This window comes from Achromobacter sp. KK8, from assembly GCF_054188005.1.
In genome coordinates this window covers 1,450,888-1,467,948 of sequence record NZ_CM135178.1, presented here as the reverse complement: position 1 = coordinate 1,467,948, position 17,061 = coordinate 1,450,888, and the positions used below count along the sequence as shown (strand labels likewise).

Annotated in this window: 20 protein-coding genes; 17 read left to right on the top strand and 3 right to left on the bottom strand. The window is 63.9% G+C overall.

Going from position 1 to position 17,061, the window contains the following annotated elements; all coding sequences use genetic code 11:
• The first annotated feature begins 7 nt into the window (after positions 1–7).
• Positions 8–1,333, top strand: coding sequence for a serine/threonine protein kinase (locus ACVN9Z_RS06830; RefSeq protein ID WP_458213264.1), 1,326 nt, complete (start codon positions 8–10; stop codon positions 1,331–1,333).
• A 26-nt stretch (positions 1,334–1,359) separates the two neighbouring features.
• Here ACVN9Z_RS06830 and ACVN9Z_RS06825 read toward each other — a convergent pair whose 3' ends face one another.
• The 3 genes from ACVN9Z_RS06825 to ACVN9Z_RS06815 are packed head-to-tail and all read right to left on the bottom strand — an operon-like array spanning position 1,360 to position 5,549.
• Positions 1,360–3,684 (bottom strand): CHASE2 domain-containing protein, encoded by a 2,325-nt coding sequence (locus ACVN9Z_RS06825; protein ID WP_173000141.1) that lies wholly within the window; start codon positions 3,682–3,684, stop codon positions 1,360–1,362.
• Positions 3,685–3,689: 5 nt separating this feature from the next.
• Positions 3,690–4,799: a FecR domain-containing protein gene (locus tag ACVN9Z_RS06820; protein ID WP_054449415.1), complete on the bottom strand. Its 1,110-nt coding sequence runs from the start codon at positions 4,797–4,799 to the stop codon at positions 3,690–3,692.
• Between the two features lie 33 nt (positions 4,800–4,832).
• Positions 4,833–5,549 carry a response regulator transcription factor gene (locus ACVN9Z_RS06815; protein ID WP_006389598.1) on the bottom strand — a complete coding sequence of 239 codons (717 nt, stop codon included), beginning with the start codon at positions 5,547–5,549 and terminating at the stop codon, positions 4,833–4,835.
• A gap of 259 nt (positions 5,550–5,808) precedes the next feature.
• Between ACVN9Z_RS06815 and ACVN9Z_RS06810 the strand changes: the two genes are divergently transcribed.
• From ACVN9Z_RS06810 to rpsQ, 16 genes are all read left to right on the top strand, one after another.
• Positions 5,809–6,510: a response regulator transcription factor gene (locus ACVN9Z_RS06810; RefSeq protein WP_006389599.1), complete on the top strand. Its 702-nt coding sequence runs from the start codon at positions 5,809–5,811 to the stop codon at positions 6,508–6,510.
• Positions 6,511–7,108: 598 nt separating this feature from the next.
• Positions 7,109–7,486: a 30S ribosomal protein S12 gene (rpsL, locus tag ACVN9Z_RS06805; RefSeq protein ID WP_005017264.1), complete on the top strand. Its 378-nt coding sequence runs from the start codon at positions 7,109–7,111 to the stop codon at positions 7,484–7,486.
• Positions 7,487–7,661: 175 nt separating this feature from the next.
• Entirely contained in the window at positions 7,662–8,132 is a 471-nt protein-coding gene (gene rpsG / locus ACVN9Z_RS06800; RefSeq protein WP_006389600.1) for a 30S ribosomal protein S7, read from the top strand.
• 18 nt (positions 8,133–8,150) lie between these two features.
• Positions 8,151–10,253 carry an elongation factor G gene (gene fusA / locus ACVN9Z_RS06795; protein WP_020925816.1) on the top strand — a complete coding sequence of 701 codons (2,103 nt, stop codon included), beginning with the start codon at positions 8,151–8,153 and terminating at the stop codon, positions 10,251–10,253.
• Between the two features lie 76 nt (positions 10,254–10,329).
• Positions 10,330–11,520, top strand: coding sequence for an elongation factor Tu (tuf, locus tag ACVN9Z_RS06790; RefSeq protein WP_020925806.1), 1,191 nt, complete (start codon positions 10,330–10,332; stop codon positions 11,518–11,520).
• A 74-nt stretch (positions 11,521–11,594) separates the two neighbouring features.
• Complete coding sequence (gene rpsJ / locus ACVN9Z_RS06785) at positions 11,595–11,906, top strand: 30S ribosomal protein S10 (protein ID WP_003806903.1); 312 nt, start codon at positions 11,595–11,597, stop codon at positions 11,904–11,906.
• A 330-nt stretch (positions 11,907–12,236) separates the two neighbouring features.
• On the top strand, positions 12,237–12,926 hold the full coding sequence (gene rplC / locus ACVN9Z_RS06780) for a 50S ribosomal protein L3 (protein WP_006389604.1): 690 nt from the start codon (positions 12,237–12,239) through the stop codon (positions 12,924–12,926).
• Between the two features lie 4 nt (positions 12,927–12,930).
• Positions 12,931–13,548: a 50S ribosomal protein L4 gene (rplD, locus tag ACVN9Z_RS06775; protein WP_006389605.1), complete on the top strand. Its 618-nt coding sequence runs from the start codon at positions 12,931–12,933 to the stop codon at positions 13,546–13,548.
• The gene (gene rplW / locus ACVN9Z_RS06770) at positions 13,545–13,841 is read left to right on the top strand and encodes a 50S ribosomal protein L23 (protein WP_006389606.1); all 297 of its coding nucleotides are present in this window, start codon (positions 13,545–13,547) and stop codon (positions 13,839–13,841) included. Before rplD ends, rplW begins: the two co-directional genes overlap by 4 nt.
• Complete coding sequence (gene rplB / locus ACVN9Z_RS06765) at positions 13,842–14,669, top strand: 50S ribosomal protein L2 (RefSeq protein ID WP_006389607.1); 828 nt, start codon at positions 13,842–13,844, stop codon at positions 14,667–14,669.
• 12 nt (positions 14,670–14,681) lie between these two features.
• Positions 14,682–14,957, top strand: coding sequence for a 30S ribosomal protein S19 (rpsS, locus tag ACVN9Z_RS06760; RefSeq protein ID WP_006216555.1), 276 nt, complete (start codon positions 14,682–14,684; stop codon positions 14,955–14,957).
• Between the two features lie 3 nt (positions 14,958–14,960).
• Positions 14,961–15,290, top strand: a complete 330-nt coding sequence (gene rplV / locus ACVN9Z_RS06755; protein WP_006389608.1) for a 50S ribosomal protein L22 — start codon at positions 14,961–14,963, stop codon at positions 15,288–15,290.
• Between the two features lie 9 nt (positions 15,291–15,299).
• Entirely contained in the window at positions 15,300–16,091 is a 792-nt protein-coding gene (gene rpsC / locus ACVN9Z_RS06750) for a 30S ribosomal protein S3 (RefSeq protein WP_458213263.1), read from the top strand.
• 2 nt (positions 16,092–16,093) lie between these two features.
• Positions 16,094–16,510 carry a 50S ribosomal protein L16 gene (rplP, locus tag ACVN9Z_RS06745; protein ID WP_006389610.1) on the top strand — a complete coding sequence of 139 codons (417 nt, stop codon included), beginning with the start codon at positions 16,094–16,096 and terminating at the stop codon, positions 16,508–16,510.
• Between the two features lie 13 nt (positions 16,511–16,523).
• Positions 16,524–16,715, top strand: coding sequence for a 50S ribosomal protein L29 (gene rpmC / locus ACVN9Z_RS06740; RefSeq protein ID WP_003806912.1), 192 nt, complete (start codon positions 16,524–16,526; stop codon positions 16,713–16,715).
• Positions 16,716–16,717: 2 nt separating this feature from the next.
• On the top strand, positions 16,718–16,999 hold the full coding sequence (gene rpsQ / locus ACVN9Z_RS06735) for a 30S ribosomal protein S17 (protein ID WP_006216549.1): 282 nt from the start codon (positions 16,718–16,720) through the stop codon (positions 16,997–16,999).
• The last annotated feature ends 62 nt before the right edge of the window (positions 17,000–17,061 follow it).

Sequence of the window (17,061 nt, the reverse complement as noted above, 5' to 3'; positions counted from 1 at the left end):
TTTGAATATGTCTTCATCCGCCGGCCTGCATACGCCGCGCAGCCCTTTCTCAGGCGCCGCGCCGCTTGCCCTGCGCCCCTTGAGCGCCATCGCCGCCAGCGCGGCGGGCGGGGTGCCGGAGGCGCGCATCAAGCGGCTGCTGTCGGACCTGCTGCCCTCCCTGATGGGCCTGCATGCGCAGGGCGAAATATGTGGCGACATTTCGCTCGATACCGTCGGCATGGACGAAGGCGCGCGTGCTCACCTGCTGCCGGAATTGGCATTGCCGCGATCGCGCCGGACCGGGTTGACGCCGATCCCGGGCTTCGCGCCGTTCGAGCTGTATACGGACTCCGCCGAATGGCCGCGCGGCCCCTGGACCGACGTCTATGCGCTCTGTGCGGTGATGCACGCGCTGGTGATCGGCCTGCGGCCACCACCCGCGCCGGAACGCCGCGCCACCGACAGTTATGAGCCGTTGCTGTCCCTTGGCCTGACGAAGTACAGCCCGGCCTTTCTTGGCGCGATCGATCGCGGCCTGGCCATGCTGCCGGCCGACCGGCCGCAGACCCTGGCCGAGCTGGCCGCCATGCTCGACATCCCGGCCTATGCCGAGGCCGCGCCCGTCGCCCGCGAAGCGTCCCGGGCCGATGTCGCCGCGTCGGTCGCGCCTGCGGCACAAGAGGTGCGCAAGCCGCGCAATGCCGGCCGGCCGTTGCTGGTGCTGTTGCTCTTGGTGGCGCTGATCGGGGTGGGTATCTATGCCTGGGTCCGCCTGGGTATCGGAACGACGAATTCGCTCATCACCCGGTCCGAAGTGGTACAGCCCAATCCGCCTGCCGTGCCGCCCGTGCCGACCACGGCGCCGGCCGACCCGCCGGCTTCAACGGCGGCGCCAACTTCGACGCCGGCGCCCCAGCCCGCGCCGCCTGTCCCGGTGGCAGGCACGGCGCAGGGCAGCGCGCCGGAGGCGGCCCCCACAGGCGAACGTGGAGCCGCGGCCGCGACGTCCGCCGAGGCGCCCGTTGGCTCAGCCCCGCCAGCCTCGGCCAGTCCCGCCATGCCCACCGAGCCAGCCGCCGCCGCGGCGCCGATCCCGGAAGCCGCCGCGCCGGCGCAGGACGAAGCACCCAAGCCCAAGCCGGTTCCCGTGCTGGTCCGCCTCGATATCCGGCCCTGGGGCGAGGTATGGATCAATGGCGTGGCCCGCGGCATCAGTCCGCCGGTCAAGGAACTGCGATTGATTCCCGGCAAGTATCAGGTGGTGCTGCGCAATGCCGATCTGCCGCCATACCGGACCACGCTGGAAGTCAGGCCGGGCAAGCCTGCCGTCATTTCCCACGTCTTTGAATAGCGCCCCGGGGCGGGGCGCCCTTGGCCTCAAGTCGCCGGCGCGTCCTCGGGCGCAACGGGCAACCGCAGCGTGAACACCGAACCTTTGCCGGCTTCGCTGGTGACTTCGACTTCGCCGCCATGGCGTTGCGCCACCGTGCGCACGAAGGCCAGTCCCAGGCCCGCTCCGCCGACGTCGCCACGCGAGGCCACCCCCACGCGTGAAAACGGCTCGAACAATCGCGCCAGGTCGTGTGCCGCGATGCCTTGCCCCTGGTCGCGCACGTGGATCCGCCAGAATCCCGCCGCCTGGTCGATGGCGCATTCGATGCGCGTCCCGGCCGGGCTGTACTTGATGGCGTTGTCGATCAGGTTGCACAGGGCCCGCATCAGCAGTGTCTGGTCGCCGCGCGCATAGGCGGCGGGCAGCGGCGCAGCCACCTCCAGCCGGATGCCGCGCTTGTGCGCCGCCGCCCAGAACTCGTCGACGCCGTCCTGCAGCAGGCTGCCCAGGTCCAGCTCCACCGCGTTGATGGCCATCGACTCGGCCCGCGTCAAATGCACGAAATCATCGACCAGGTGCAGCGTGCGGTTGGCCAGCGCGGCGATCCGGGTAAGCGTTTCATCCCCGCCATCCGTTGTCCCGCCGTCCTGCTTCATCTCCACCAGCGCCAGGATCGAACTCTGCGGCGCCCGCATGTCATGCGAGATGAAGCGCAGCGTTTCCTCGCGCTGGCGCTCGGCCTGGCGGATGCCGGAGATATCGGTCAACGTGGCGACGGTGCCGGCGAAATTGCCTTCGGCCGTATGGATCGGCGCGCATTTCAGGATCAGGTCGCGGCCGGCGTGATCGCGCACCTCCAGATCGGCAGTCCAGGGGGATTGCTCGGCGATCGGTCCCTGGCCGCTCAGTACTTGGGCGACGCGCTGGCGTGTCGATTTGTCGCCGATGGTCTTCTCGAGCAGGTGGACCGCCGGGTGCCCGACCCGCGGTGGCCGCATGCCCAGCCGCTGGAAATACATCACCGCTGCCTGGTTGCGGAATTGCATGCGGCCATCCTGGTCGAACACCAGCGTGGCGTCGGGCATGCCGTCCAGGCCGTCGGCCAGGAACCGCCGCAGGTTGCGCACGCGCGCGAGCGCGCGCCGCAATTCACCGACCCGGCTTTCGAGCGATGCGCTGGGGCCGCCGGATTGCGCCCGCGCTTCGTTAAGCACCGGCGGGTATTCGCGCTGCAGCCGGCGCAGTTCGTTGTCCATGTAGCGCAGCGCGGCTTCCTGGCTGCGCCAGCTCCACAGCGGGTAGCACAACGCCACGCCCACCAGCGCGGCGGTGGGCGCGAACCACAGATAGGTGTGGCCCAGCAGCAACAGGCTGACGAGCAGCACCAGGGCGAGCAGGGCGATGTTCACCAACAGCGCCAGGTTGGGCGACAAGCGCCATAGTGCCAGGCACGCCAGCAGCACGGGCAGGGCCGAATACAGCGCGTTCAGCCACGGGGCGGGCGGCTGGAAGGCGATGTCGTCGTTGGCCGCCTGCAGCAAATTGGCGATGATCTCCACGCCCGGCATGCCACTGACCTCGTGGGATACCGGCGTGGTGTACGCGTCGCCCAGGCCGGTGGCCCAAGCGCCCACCAGCACGTATTTGCCGCGCAGCTGCTCCGCTGGCACGTCGCCGCGCAGGACCGATAGATAGGACACGGCGCGGGTATGCGCCGCCGGGCCCGCATACGGAATCAGGATGCTGCCGTCCGCCCGGGCGCGCCGTAGCAGGCGTTGCGCCAGGTCCGCCTGCCCGCCCACGTCCAGCATGGTCAGCGCGAAATGCTGCCAGCGCTGGCCGGCGAAACGCGCCGTCAGGACCGCTGATCGCAGCACGCCATCGGCATCGAGGTTGGCGTTGATGAAGCCGCTGCCGGCTGCCGCCTGGGCCAGGGCGGGGATGGGGGCGCTGATCGACGTGGGATAGATCAGCCGGTCCAGTACCACCGGCAGCACCGTGTGGCCATTGCGCCGGATACTGTCGGCAAGGATGACGTCGTCGCCGGGGTGGGTGGTGTCGGGTTCGGCGAAGATCAGGTCCAGTCCCACCGCGCGCGCGCCTTGCAGCCGGTCCAGCAGCGCCGCATGCACCGCCCGGCGCCAGGGCCAGCGCCCCAGCGCATCGATGCTGCTGTCGTCGATCGCCACGATTACGATGTCGGGCGAGATATCGCGCCCCGTCAAGGCGACGGCGCGGTCATACAGGATCTGATCGACGCGCCCCAGTCCATTGAACCAGCCGAGCAAAGCCGCCAGCAGCGCCAGCGCCACCGTCAACCACAGGCCTGATCGCGAGGCCCGGTCGATGGGATCGGTGGCGTCTGCCATGGGCCCTAGTACTCGGTCAGGGTCACCAGTCCGCCGGTGCCGGTGGCGACCCCGAGGCCGCTGCTGGTCATGAGCTGGTTCACCCCGGTGAAAGTGGCCATGGCGTCGCGGCCGCCCAGGCCCAGTTCATCGACCGCGCGCACCGTCACGTAGAAGGTGCCCGGCCCGGGGGCGCTGAAGCGGATGTCGGCAGTGGGAAAGCGGGTCGAGGACACCAGCTGCGTGCCGTCGGCATCGCGCGCGACGCGCACCAGGTAGCTTTGCGCGCCGGGCACCGGTTCGAATGCGCTGGTCCAGGCGCCGCCGCCGGCACGCACGGGCTGGCCGAGTTGCGGCGCGGCCAGCAACTGCCGCACGCCCGAGACGTTGCCGTCCGCGCCGATGGCTGCGCCATAGCCCTTGGCCACCGATACAGGTTGCGCCGGCGTGGCGCCGGGCGCGTGCGGCTGCAGCCGCACACTGCCTTCCAGCACTTCGCTGTGGACACCATGGCTGCCGCTTTGCACGCGGAAACGCGTGCCGCGCACTCCCGTGACGGCGACCGGCGTGCGCACTTCGAAACGGCCAACGCCCTGGCCGGCCGGCGCGACGCTCGATTCGACGCTGCCGCGCTCGACATGGATGACTGAATCGGTCAGGTTGGTGCCTTCGAACTGGCGCAGGCGCGTCAATTCGACCGCGCCGTCGGCCGGCAGCGTGAGCTTGGAGCCGTCGGCCAATTCCAGCGTCACGAAACCATTGGGCGCGGTCACGACCTTGCTGCCTTCGCTCACGCTCGCGCCGGGTTTGAGCGACTGTCCGTCGATGTTCGCCTGGCCACTGACATGCACCACGCGCGCGTCGGCGGCGCGTTCGGGGATCATCGACAACGGGATGCGCAGCTCCAGGCCGATGGGCAGGCGCTCGGGCGTGGTGACGCTGTTGAGCGTCTGCAGCGGACTCCAGTTGGCCTGATTGCGCGTGTAGGTGGAAGCGATGTCGATCAGCGTGTCGCCTTGGCGCACGCGATAGATGAAATTGTCTCCCAGCGCGCCAGCGGGCTGGCCATGCGAGGAAGTGGCGAGCAGCAGGCCGGAAAGCAGGGCAAGCAAAGAAAGCGCGCGGCAGCGGCTCATGACTTTCAAATCTCCAGGTAATGCCGCCAGGCGCTAACGCGTGGGGGGCGGGCTATCTTCAGGCGGACTCAGCAACTCCAGCCGGTAGCCGAGCGCGTAGGAAGAACTCAGGCGCACGCCATGTTCCGGGCGCAGCTGGAGCTTTTGCCGGATGTTCGACAGGTGGGTGTCGAGCGTGCGGGAGGTGGCTGGGATCTCGCGATTCCAGACGCATTCGGCCAGCACATCGCGCGACATGAGCCGGCCCAGGTTGCGAAAGAACAGCAACGCGAGCTCGAACTCCTTGGGCGCCAGCGCGACCTGCGCGCCATCGAGCGAGATCGCGCGCGCAGCGGGGTCGACGCGATAGCTGGCGACGTCGAACGGTTCATCGGCGGGCTCGGCGATCTGGCTGCGGCGCAGCAACGCCGCGACGCGGGCCAGCAGTTCCAGCGGCCGCAGCGGCTTGACGATGTAGTCGTCGGCGCCGGCGCGCAGGCCTTCCACCAGGTCGTCCTCGCTGGACCGGTTGGTCAGGAAGATGACGGGAACGCGCGGGCCGATGTTGGCGCGCAACCAGCGCACCACATCGTCGCCGTCGATATCGGGCAGGTGCCAGTCCAGCAGCACCAGGTCAAACGTTTCATTGCGCAAAGCGGCAAGCAGGTCACGGCTTTGCTGATAACTGGTGCAGGTGTATCCGGCGGCAGTCAGGACTTGCTGGATACGTTTCGCCTGGTCCAGGTCGTCTTCCAGCGACGCGATTTTCATCAGACGTGGTCTCGCGAAGGTTGGCTGCGCAAGCGCGCCCTGTGGCGCCCTACTGCAAGAAGAAGAAAGGATTGTGTAATGGAATGATAACTCGCGTCGCGTCACTGTTGGCTACGTTGTGCCAAGAACTGTCAAACATTGCAAACTTGACGAATCTTGACTGGAGTTGTTGCACAACAACGGGTCAAACTGTCCTCAACCTTCCTCCAACCGGCGCGGTCTGCCGGGCAAGGGGAGGCAGAAGGGATGGAAAGAACCTATGAATCAATTGCGCGTACTGATGATGTCGCCGGACGAGGCCGCACGTAACACCGCTGTGTCCGCACTGCTTCAAGCTGGAATTTCGGCCCGTGGCTGCTCGACTTCTCTGGAATTGTTCGGCCTGCTCAGCAATGGCACCTATGATGCCGTGGTGCTGAATGTAGGGACGCTTGGCGAGATCGGCTATGCCCTGGTCGCCCGCCTGCACGGCTCCTCGTCCCTGGGTATCGTGGTGATGGGGAACAATCTGTCCCTGGAAACCCGCCTGCGCTGTCTGCAGAGCGGCGCCGACGCCTGCCTGCCGCCGCCGCATGACCCAAGAGAGCTGGCCTGCATCCTGCTGGCGCTGGCCCGCCGCCTGCCGGCCGGCCAGGACGCCGCCGCGGCCGATGAACCCCTGCCTGGCCAATGGGAGCTGCGCGATCAGGGCTGGACCCTGGCGGCGCCCTCCGGCACCACGATTTCCCTGTCCGCCAACGAGCGGCTGATCGTGCGTTCGCTGCTGGAAGTGGCGGGCAGGGCGGTGGGCCGCAACGAGCTGGGTGACGAGCTGCGGGTGGAAGGGGGCGGTTCGCGCTCCAGCGGCACGCGCAGCATCGACGTCATCGTCAGCCGCCTGCGCCGCAAGGCCGAGCTGGCCGGTGTGATGTTGCCGATCCGCACGGTCTACGGCAGCGGATACCTGTTCGCCGATCAGTAAGCCGCCCGCATCGTCCGCCACCGGCTACCATTGCCGCCTGGCTCCCTGGACCCCGCGCTCGCGCCACGCGTCGCGTGAGGTTCGCGACCCCGTGCTATCCCGCACCGGCCGTTCCCGTCGGCGGTTGGTAATTTGGCCCCATTTTTGCCGACCTGGGCGCGAGTTGCGCCTATCTGGCCGTCTTTTGCCGGCAACACGCCCACGCGCCATGCGCGCAAAAGTTTTTGACAGTGCGCCAAGTTCTAAGCTATGCTAAAGGGCTTACTGCTTTATTCGCGCGCAAAGTTTGATGCCAGGGGCGGCGACCATGTGTGGTCAAAGACGTGTGGTCAAAGCGCCAGGAAGACAGGTCCGGCCCTTCGTGCTAGCGAAGCGCCCAAGGCCAAAGGGGTGCGTCACGAGCCTCCGTCGACCGACGCTGCCGTCTCCCGAACATCAGGTTTGTGCGTTTGTCATGGTTTGTTGGCAAGCCCGCTCTTTTACGTATTTGAACGTTTGAGGCGGTTTTGCGCGAGCCGCCTTCTCCAAGAGTCCATTGCTCGAGGAGACGAGTACGTAAGTACTTACCCAGTGGTACGTAAAAGGGATTTCAAAGGTCATGCCTACCATTAGCCAACTCGTGCGCAAGCCGCGCGAAGTCAGCATCATCAAAAGCAAGAGCCCCGCGCTCGAAAACTGCCCGCAACGCCGCGGCGTGTGCACTCGCGTGTACACCACCACCCCCAAGAAGCCGAACTCCGCTCTGCGTAAGGTTGCCAAAGTGCGTCTGACCAACGGTTACGAAGTCATTTCGTACATCGGCGGTGAAGGCCACAACCTGCAAGAGCACTCGGTGGTTCTGGTGCGTGGCGGTCGTGTGAAGGACTTGCCCGGTGTGCGTTATCACATCGTGCGCGGTTCCCTCGACCTGCAAGGCGTCAAGGATCGCAAGCAAGCCCGCTCGAAGTACGGCGCCAAGCGCCCGAAGAAGGCCTAAGGGCTCGCAACGCGAGTCAGCAGTACCCCCGAGTGACGGCCATCCGTCATCAGGGAAGTGCAACCGCGCCAACCGCAATACAGGAAGGTGCGCGGCACGTAAGGGGTCGTCTTATTGGACGGCCATGGCCGTGTAATGAAACACGGTTCAACTGAACAGACACAAGGAAGCAACAATGCCCCGTCGTCGCGAAGTACCCAAGCGCGAGATTCTGCCCGATCCCAAGTTCGGCAGCGTCGAACTCGCCAAGTTCATGAACGTCGTCATGCTGGACGGCAAGAAGGCCGTCGCCGAGCGCATCGTCTACGGTGCCCTCGAGCAAGTCGCCACCAAGACCGGCAAGGAGCCGATCGAGGTGTTCAGCCTGGCGATCAACAACATCAAGCCGATCGTCGAAGTCAAGAGCCGCCGCGTTGGCGGTGCCAACTACCAAGTGCCGGTTGAAGTGCGCCCCGTGCGCCGCCTGGCCCTGGCTATGCGTTGGCTCCGTGAAGCCGCCAAGAAGCGTGGCGAGAAGTCGATGGATCTGCGCCTTGCTGGCGAACTGATCGACGCCTCCGAAGGTCGTGGCGCCGCGATGAAGAAGCGCGAAGACACGCACAAGATGGCCGAGGCCAACAAGGCCTTCAGCCATTTCCGCTGGTAATTTAAGGACTAACCCACCATGGCCCGCAAAACCCCGATCGAGCGCTATCGCAACATTGGCATCTCTGCGCACATCGATGCAGGGAAAACCACCACGACCGAACGTATCCTGTTCTACACCGGCGTCAATCACAAGATTGGCGAAGTGCATGATGGCGCCGCCACCATGGACTGGATGGAACAAGAGCAAGAGCGTGGCATCACCATTACGTCGGCTGCTACGACGGCGTTTTGGCGTGGCATGGCCGGCAACTACCCCGAGCACCGCATCAACATCATCGACACCCCGGGGCACGTGGACTTCACCATCGAGGTGGAACGTTCCATGCGCGTCCTGGACGGTGCCTGCATGGTCTACTGCGCGGTGGGTGGTGTTCAGCCCCAGTCCGAAACCGTGTGGCGCCAAGCCAACAAGTACGGCGTGCCGCGTCTGGCGTTCGTCAACAAGATGGACCGTACCGGCGCGAACTTCTTCAAGGTCTATGACCAGCTGAAGACGCGTCTGCGCGCGAACCCCGTGCCCATCGTGATCCCCATCGGCGCCGAAGACACGTTCCAAGGCGTGATCGACCTGGTCAAGATGAAGGCGATCATCTGGGACGAAGCCAGCCAAGGCACCAAGTTCGACTACAAGGACATTCCGGCCGAGCTGGAAGGTACCGCTGCCGAATGGCGTGAAAAGCTGGTTGAAGCCGCCGCCGAGTCGTCGGAAGAGCTGATGAACAAGTACCTGGAAACGGGTTCCTTGGACGAAGCCGAAATCAACCTGGCCATCCGTCAACGCACCATCGCTGGCGAAATCCAGCCGATGCTGTGCGGCACCGCCTTCAAGAACAAGGGCGTGCAGCGCATGCTGGACGCGGTCATCGACTACCTGCCTTCGCCCGTGGACATTCCCCCGGTCGACGGCCAGGACGACGATGGCAACGCCATCAACCGCAAGGCTGACGACAACGAGAAGTTCTCGGCGCTGGCGTTCAAGCTGATGAGCGATCCGTTCGTGGGTCAGTTGACCTTCGTGCGCGTCTACTCGGGCGTCCTGAAGTCGGGCGATACGGTCTACAACCCCATCAAGGGCAAGAAGGAACGTATCGGCCGCATCCTGCAGATGCACGCGAACAACCGCGAGGAAATCAAGGAAGTTCTGGCCGGCGACATCGCCGCCGTGGTGGGTCTGAAGGACGTGACGACCGGCGAAACGCTGTGCGATGTCGATTCGCACATCCTGCTGGAGCGCATGGAGTTCCCCGAGCCCGTGATTTCGCAGGCCGTCGAACCCAAGTCGAAGGCCGACCAGGAAAAGATGGGCCTGGCGCTGTCGCGCCTGGCGCAGGAAGATCCGTCGTTCCGCGTGCGCAGCGACGAAGAATCCGGCCAGACCATCATTTCGGGCATGGGCGAGCTGCACCTGGAAATTCTGGTCGACCGCATGAAGCGCGAATTCGGCGTGGAAGCGAACGTCGGCAAGCCCCAGGTGGCCTACCGCGAAACGATCCGCAAGACCTGCGAAGAAGTCGAAGGCAAGTTCGTCAAGCAGTCGGGCGGTCGTGGTCAGTACGGTCACGTGGTCCTGAAGGTCGAACCGCTCCAGCCGGGCGGCGGCTACGAGTTCGTGGACGCCATCAAGGGCGGTGTGGTTCCTCGCGAATTCATCCCCGCGGTGGACAAGGGCATCCAGGAAACGCTGCCTGCCGGCATCCTGGCCGGTTACCCGGTCGTGGACGTCAAGGTCACGCTGTTCTTCGGTTCGTACCACGATGTGGACTCGAACGAAAACGCGTTCAAGATGGCCGGCTCGATGGCGTTCAAGGAAGGCATGCGCAAGGCCAGCCCCGTGCTGCTCGAACCGATGATGGCCGTTGAAGTCGAAACGCCCGAAGACTACGCCGGTACCGTGATGGGCGATCTGTCCTCGCGTCGCGGCATGGTCCAGGGCATGGACGACATGGTCGGTGGTGGCAAGACCATCAAGGCTGAAGTTCCGCTGGCCGAGATGTTCGGTTACGCCACGAACCTGCGTTCGCTGACGCAAGGTCGTGCCACGTACACGATGGAATTCAAGCATTACTCCGAGGCCCCCAAGAACGTCGCTGACGAAGTCATCGCCGCTCGGGCCAAGTAAATAACCCTCGCCGCGACCGCCCACAAGGCGGCGCGGCAAATATCGAAATTTCCTTGAAAGTCAAAGGATAGAGATCATGGCAAAAGGCAAGTTTGAACGCACCAAGCCGCACGTGAACGTCGGCACCATCGGTCACGTCGACCACGGCAAGACCACCCTGACGGCGGCGATCACGACCGTTCTGTCGACCAAGTTCGGTGGCGAAGCCAAGGGCTACGACCAGATCGACGCGGCTCCTGAAGAAAAGGCGCGCGGCATCACGATCAACACGGCCCACGTCGAGTACGAAACGGAAACGCGCCACTACGCGCACGTTGACTGCCCGGGCCACGCTGACTACGTCAAGAACATGATCACGGGCGCCGCCCAGATGGACGGCGCGATCCTGGTCGTGTCGGCCGCTGACGGCCCGATGCCGCAAACGCGTGAACACATCCTGCTGAGCCGCCAGGTTGGCGTGCCGTACATCATCGTCTTCCTGAACAAGGCCGACATGGTTGACGACGCCGAGCTGCTCGAGCTGGTGGAAATGGAAGTCCGCGAACTGCTGAGCAAGTACGACTTCCCGGGCGACGACACCCCGATCGTGAAGGGTTCGGCCAAGCTGGCGCTGGAAGGCGACAAGGGCGAACTGGGCGAGCAAGCGATCCTGTCGCTGGCCCAAGCCCTGGACACCTACATCCCGACGCCCGAGCGTGCCGTTGACGGCGCGTTCCTGATGCCGGTCGAAGACGTGTTCTCGATCTCGGGTCGCGGCACCGTGGTGACCGGCCGTATCGAACGCGGCGTGATCAAGGTCGGCGAAGAAATCGAAATCGTCGGTATCACCCCGACGGTCAAGACGACCTGCACCGGCGTGGAAATGTTCCGCAAGCTGCTGGACCAAGGTCAAGCCGGCGACAACGTGGGCATCCTGCTGCGCGGCACCAAGCGTGAAGACGTCCAGCGCGGCCAGGTTCTGGCCAAGCCGGGCTCGATCACCCCGCACACGGACTTCACCTCCGAGGTGTACATCCTGTCCAAGGAAGAAGGCGGCCGCCACACCCCGTTCTTCAACGGCTATCGTCCCCAGTTCTACTTCCGCACGACGGACGTGACCGGCACGATCGACCTGCCGGCCGACAAGGAAATGGTTCTGCCGGGCGACAACGTGACGATGACCGTCAAGCTGCTGGCCCCGATCGCCATGGAAGAAGGCCTGCGTTTCGCCATCCGTGAAGGTGGTCGTACCGTCGGCGCCGGCGTCGTCGCCAAGATCCTGAAGTAATCCGGATCACTTAAGCAGCACACAACCAGCGAGGGCCCATCAAAGCCCTCGCCTCTCGTTCTTTAGGAAACGCCATGAAAAACCAAAAGATCCGTATCCGCTTGAAGGCTTTCGATTACAAGCTGATCGATCAATCGGCCGCTGAAATCGTCGACACCGCCAAGCGTACGGGCGCCGTTGTCCGCGGCCCGGTGCCGCTGCCCACGCGTATCCGCCGTTACGACGTGCTGCGTTCGCCGCACGTCAACAAGACGTCGCGTGACCAGTTCGAAATCCGTACCCATCAGCGCCTGATGGACATCGTTGATCCCACCGACAAGACCGTTGACGCCCTGATGCGTCTGGACCTGCCGGCCGGCGTCGACGTCGAAATCGCGCTGCAGTAAGGCGCTGCCGGGTCCGCTACCTTCGCCGGTGGACTCGTGAAGAATGGCCGCAATCCCTCGGGACTGCGGCCATTTTGTTTTTGCGCCACAACTAGGCGCGCCGGCAGCGGGCAGGGGCCCTTTTACGCTAAGTGCTTGTGCTGCCTGAAAAAAACGTGCTAATATGCCAAGCTTGCCATTTTGTGGCAGGTCTAACTATGGTGAAGGCGCGTGCAAACCCGGTTCCGGGGGTGTGCAACCCCGAGCCAGGTTGAACATAGTCGTAGGGCAAAGGCCGTTACCTTTTGCCTGATTAGCCCCGACCAATCGCAGTCGGGAATGGAGAAAACGATGTCGAATTCGACACCCACGCCCGCCGCTCACCGGCTGGGGCTGGTGGGTCGCAAGGTCGGCATGACCCGCATTTTTACCGAGGAAGGTGAATCCATCCCGGTGACCGTGCTGGACGTGTCGAACAACCGCGTGACCCAAGTTAAGTCGCTGGAAACCGACGGCTACGCCGCGATCCAGGTGGCTTATGGCACTCGTCGTGCCTCGCGCGTGCCGCAAGCACAGACGGGCCACTACGCCAAGGCCGGCGCTGAAGCCGGTAGCATCCTCAAGGAATTCCGCCTCGATCCCGCCCGCGCTGCCGAATTTTCGGCCGGTGCCGTGATCGCCGTGGAATCGGTGTTCGAAGCCGGCCAACAGGTCGACGTCACGGGCACCACGATTGGTAAGGGCTTTGCCGGTACCATCAAGCGCCACAACTTCGGCTCGCAACGCGCCTCGCACGGTAACTCCCGTTCGCACCGCGTTCCCGGCTCGATCGGTCAAGCTCAGGATCCGGGCCGTATTTTCCCGGGTAAGCGCATGGCGGGTCACCTGGGTGATGTCACCCGCACCGTTCAAAACCTCGACGTCGTTCGCGTTGACGTGGAGCGCGGCCTGCTGCTGGTCAAGGGCGCTGTCCCCGGCCACGCTGGCGCCGATATCGTCGTGCGTCCGGCCATCAAGGCCCCGGCCAAGAAGGGAGCGTAAGTAAATGGATCTCAAGCTCCTGAACGACCAAGGTCAGGCCGCGACTTTCAGCGCGCCCGACACGATCTTCGGCCGTGACTTCAACGAAGCGCTGATTCACCAGATCGTGGTGGCTTTCCAAGCCAACGCCCGTGCCGGCAACCGCGCTCAGAAGGATCGCTCGGAAGTCAAGCACTCGACCAAGAAGCCCTGGCGCCAGAAGGGTACCGGCCGCGCTCGCGCCGGTATGACCTCGTCGCCGCTGTGGCGTGGCGGTGGTCGGATTTTCCCGAACTCGCCGGAAGAGAACTTCAGCCAGAAGGTCAACAAGAAGATGTACCGTGCCGGGATCCGCTCGATCCTGTCGCAGCTGGCTCGCGAAGACCGCATCGCCGTCGTCGAATCGTTCGATCTGGAATCGCCCAAGACCAAGGCCGCCGCTGCAAAGCTGAAGAGCCTGGGCCTGGACTCGGTCCTGATCATCACCGACAACGTTGATGAAAATGTTTACCTCGCCACCCGCAACCTGCCGCACGTTGCCGTTGTCGAGCCCCGTTATGCCGATCCGTTGTCGCTGGTCCACTACAAGAAAGTGCTGATCACCAAGCCGGCCATCGCTCAACTCGAGGAGATGCTGGGATGAACGCTGAACGCTTGATGCAAGTCATTCTGGCTCCGATCGTGACCGAAAAGGCCACGTTCGTCGCTGAGAAGAATCAGCAAGTCGCTTTCCGTGTCGTGGCTGACGCTACCAAGCCGGAAATCAAGGCTGCCGTCGAACTGCTCTTCAAGGTGCAGGTCGAGTCCGTGCAGGTCCTCAACCGTAAGGGCAAAGTCAAGCGCTTTGGCCGATTCGTTGGCCGTCGTCGCGACGAGCGCAAGGCCTACGTTTCGCTCAAGGACGGCCAGGAAATCGACTTTGCGGAGGTGAAGTAAATGGCCCTCGTGAAAGTTAAGCCGACTTCGGCTGGCCGCCGTGGCATGGTGAAGGTCGTCAGCCCGAACCTGCACAAGGGTGAGCCCTACGCGCCGCTGCTGGAAAAGAAGACCCGTGGTTCGGGCCGTAACAACAACGGTCACATCACGATCCGCCACCGTGGCGGCGGTCACAAGCAACACTACCGTGTCGTCGACTTCCGTCGCGACAAGGATGGCATCCCCGCGAAGGTCGAGCGTCTGGAATACGACCCGAACCGTACGGCGCACATCGCTCTGCTGTGCTACGCCGACGGCGAGCGTCGCTACATCATCGCTCCGCGCGGCCTGGAAGTGGGCGCCACGCTGATCTCGGGCATCGAAGCCCCGATCCGCGCCGGCAACACGCTGCCGATCCGCAACATCCCGGTGGGTACGACGATTCACTGCGTCGAAATGCTGCCCGGCAAGGGTGCCCAGATGGTCCGTTCGGCCGGCGCTTCCGCCGTCCTGCTGGCCCGCGAAGGCACCTACGCTCAAGTGCGTCTGCGCTCGGGTGAAGTCCGCCGTGTGCACATCGAATGCCGTGCCACCATCGGTGAAGTCGGTAACGAAGAACACAGCCTGCGCCAAATCGGCAAGGCCGGTGCAATGCGTTGGCGCGGTGTCCGCCCGACGGTTCGTGGCGTGGCCATGAACCCGGTCGACCACCCGCACGGTGGCGGTGAAGGCCGTACCGGTGAAGCACGCGAACCGGTCAGCCCGTGGGGCACTCCGGCGAAGGGTTACAAGACCCGTCGCAACAAGCGGACGAACAATATGATCGTCCAACGGCGCAAGCGCAAGTAAGAGGCGAACACTATGTCACGTTCGATCAAGAAAGGCCCGTTTGTCGATGCTCACCTGATCAAAAAGGTGGACACGGCCGTCGCGGGCAAAGACAAGAAGCCGATCAAGACCTGGTCGCGTCGCTCGACGATCCTGCCCGAGTTCATCGGTCTGACGATCGCTGTGCACAACGGCAAGCAGCATGTTCCCGTTTACATCAACGAGAACATGGTCGGTCACAAGCTGGGCGAGTTCGCGCTGACCCGTACGTTCAAGGGTCACGCCGCGGACAAGAAGGCGAAGAGGTAAGCGATGGAAACTACTGCCATTATCCGTGGGGTTCACATCTCCGCTCAAAAGACGCGTCTGGTTGCGGATCTGATCCGCGGCCAGAAGGTCGGCCGTGCGCTCGAGATCCTCACCTTCTCGCCGAAGAAGGCCGCCGCCATCCTGAAGAAGGCTGTCGAGTCCGCCATCGCCAACGCCGAGCACAACGACGGCGCCGATATCGACGAACTGAAAGTCACCACGATCTTCGTGGACAAGGCTCAGTCGATGAAGCGCTTCTCCGCTCGCGCCAAGGGCCGCGGCAACCGTATCGAGAAGCAGACCTGCCACATCACGGTCAAGGTCGGAGCTTAAGGAGTCACGATGGGTCAGAAAATTCACCCCACTGGGTTCCGTCTCGCGGTCACCCGTAATTGGTCCTCGCGTTGGTTCGCCGACGACAAGGCCTTCGGCAGCATGCTGGCCGAAGACATCCGCGTCCGCGAGTACCTGAAGAAGAAGCTCAAGAGCGCCTCCGTTGGTCGCGTGATCATCGAGCGTCCCGCCAAGAATGCCCGCATCACCGTCTACTCGGCTCGTCCGGGCGTGGTGATCGGCAAGCGCGGCGAAGACATCGAAAGCCTGAAGGCTGATCTGCAGCGCCTGATGGGCGTGCCCGTGCACGTCAACATCGAAGAAATCCGCAAGCCGGAAACCGATGCTCAACTGATCGCCGACTCGATCTCGCAACAGCTCGAGAAGCGCATCATGTTCCGCCGCGCCATGAAGCGCGCGATGCAGAACGCCATGCGTCTGGGTGCCCAAGGCATCAAGATCATGAGCTCGGGCCGTCTGAACGGTATCGAAATTGCTCGTACCGAGTGGTATCGCGAAGGCCGTGTGCCGCTGCACACCCTCAAGGCCAACATCGACTACGGCACCTCCGAAGCCCACACCACGTACGGCGCGATCGGCATCAAGGTCTGGGTCTACAAGGGCGACATGCTGGCCAACGGCGAACTGCCGCCGGAAACCGCCGCCCCGCGTGAAGAAGAACGTCGTCCGCGCCGCGCTCCGCGTGGTGATCGTCCGGACGGTGCTCGCACCGGTCGTCCGGGTGGTCGTGGCCGTGGTCCCCGCAAGGCGGACGCTGCTCCGGCGCCTGAAGGAGAATAACCATGCTGCAACCCTCTCGCAGAAAGTATCGCAAAGAGCAGAAGGGCCGCAACACCGGTCTGGCGACCCGTGGCACCCACGTGTCGTTCGGCGAATTCGGTCTGAAGGCCACCGGCCGTGGCCGTCTGACCGCTCGCCAGATCGAAGCCGCTCGTCGTGCCATCAACCGTCACATCAAGCGCGGCGGCCGCATCTGGATTCGCATTTTCCCGGACAAGCCCATCTCGCAAAAGCCTGCCGAAGTCCGTATGGGTAACGGTAAGGGCAACCCGGAGTACTGGGTCGCCGAGATTCAGCCCGGCAAGGTGCTCTACGAAATGGAAGGGGTTAGCGAAGAGCTCGCGCGTGAAGCTTTCCGCCTGGCCGCTGCCAAGCTGCCGATTTCGACCACGTTCGTCGCGCGTCATATCGGTGCTTAAGGAGTACTAAGACATGAAAGCCAGCGAACTCCGTTCGAAAGACGCCGCCGAGCTCGGCAAAGAGCTCGAAAGCCTGCTGAAGGCGCAATTCGGTCTGCGTATGCAGAAGGCCACGCAGCAGCTTGCCAACACCAGCCAGCTGCGTAACGTGCGCCGCGACATCGCGCGCGTGCGTACCTTGCTGACCGAGAAGGCAGGGAAATAAAGATGAGCGAAACCCAAAACACCCAAGTGGCCAAGCGCCAGCGTACGCTGGTCGGCAAGGTCGTCAGCAACAAGATGGACAAGACTGTCGTCGTTCTGGTTGAGCGCCGCGTCAAGCACCCCATCTTCGGCAAGATCATCATGCGTTCCGCGAAGTACAAGGCGCACGATGAGTCGAACCAGTACAACGAAGGCGATACGGTTGAAATCGCTGAAGGCCGTCCCATCTCGCGCTCGAAGTCGTGGCGCGTGGTGCGTCTGGTTGAAGCCGCACGTATCATCTAAGTGAAGGTTTCGGAACGGTTCGCCGTTCTGAGGTAAAACGGCAAGGGTTCAGGCCCTTGCCG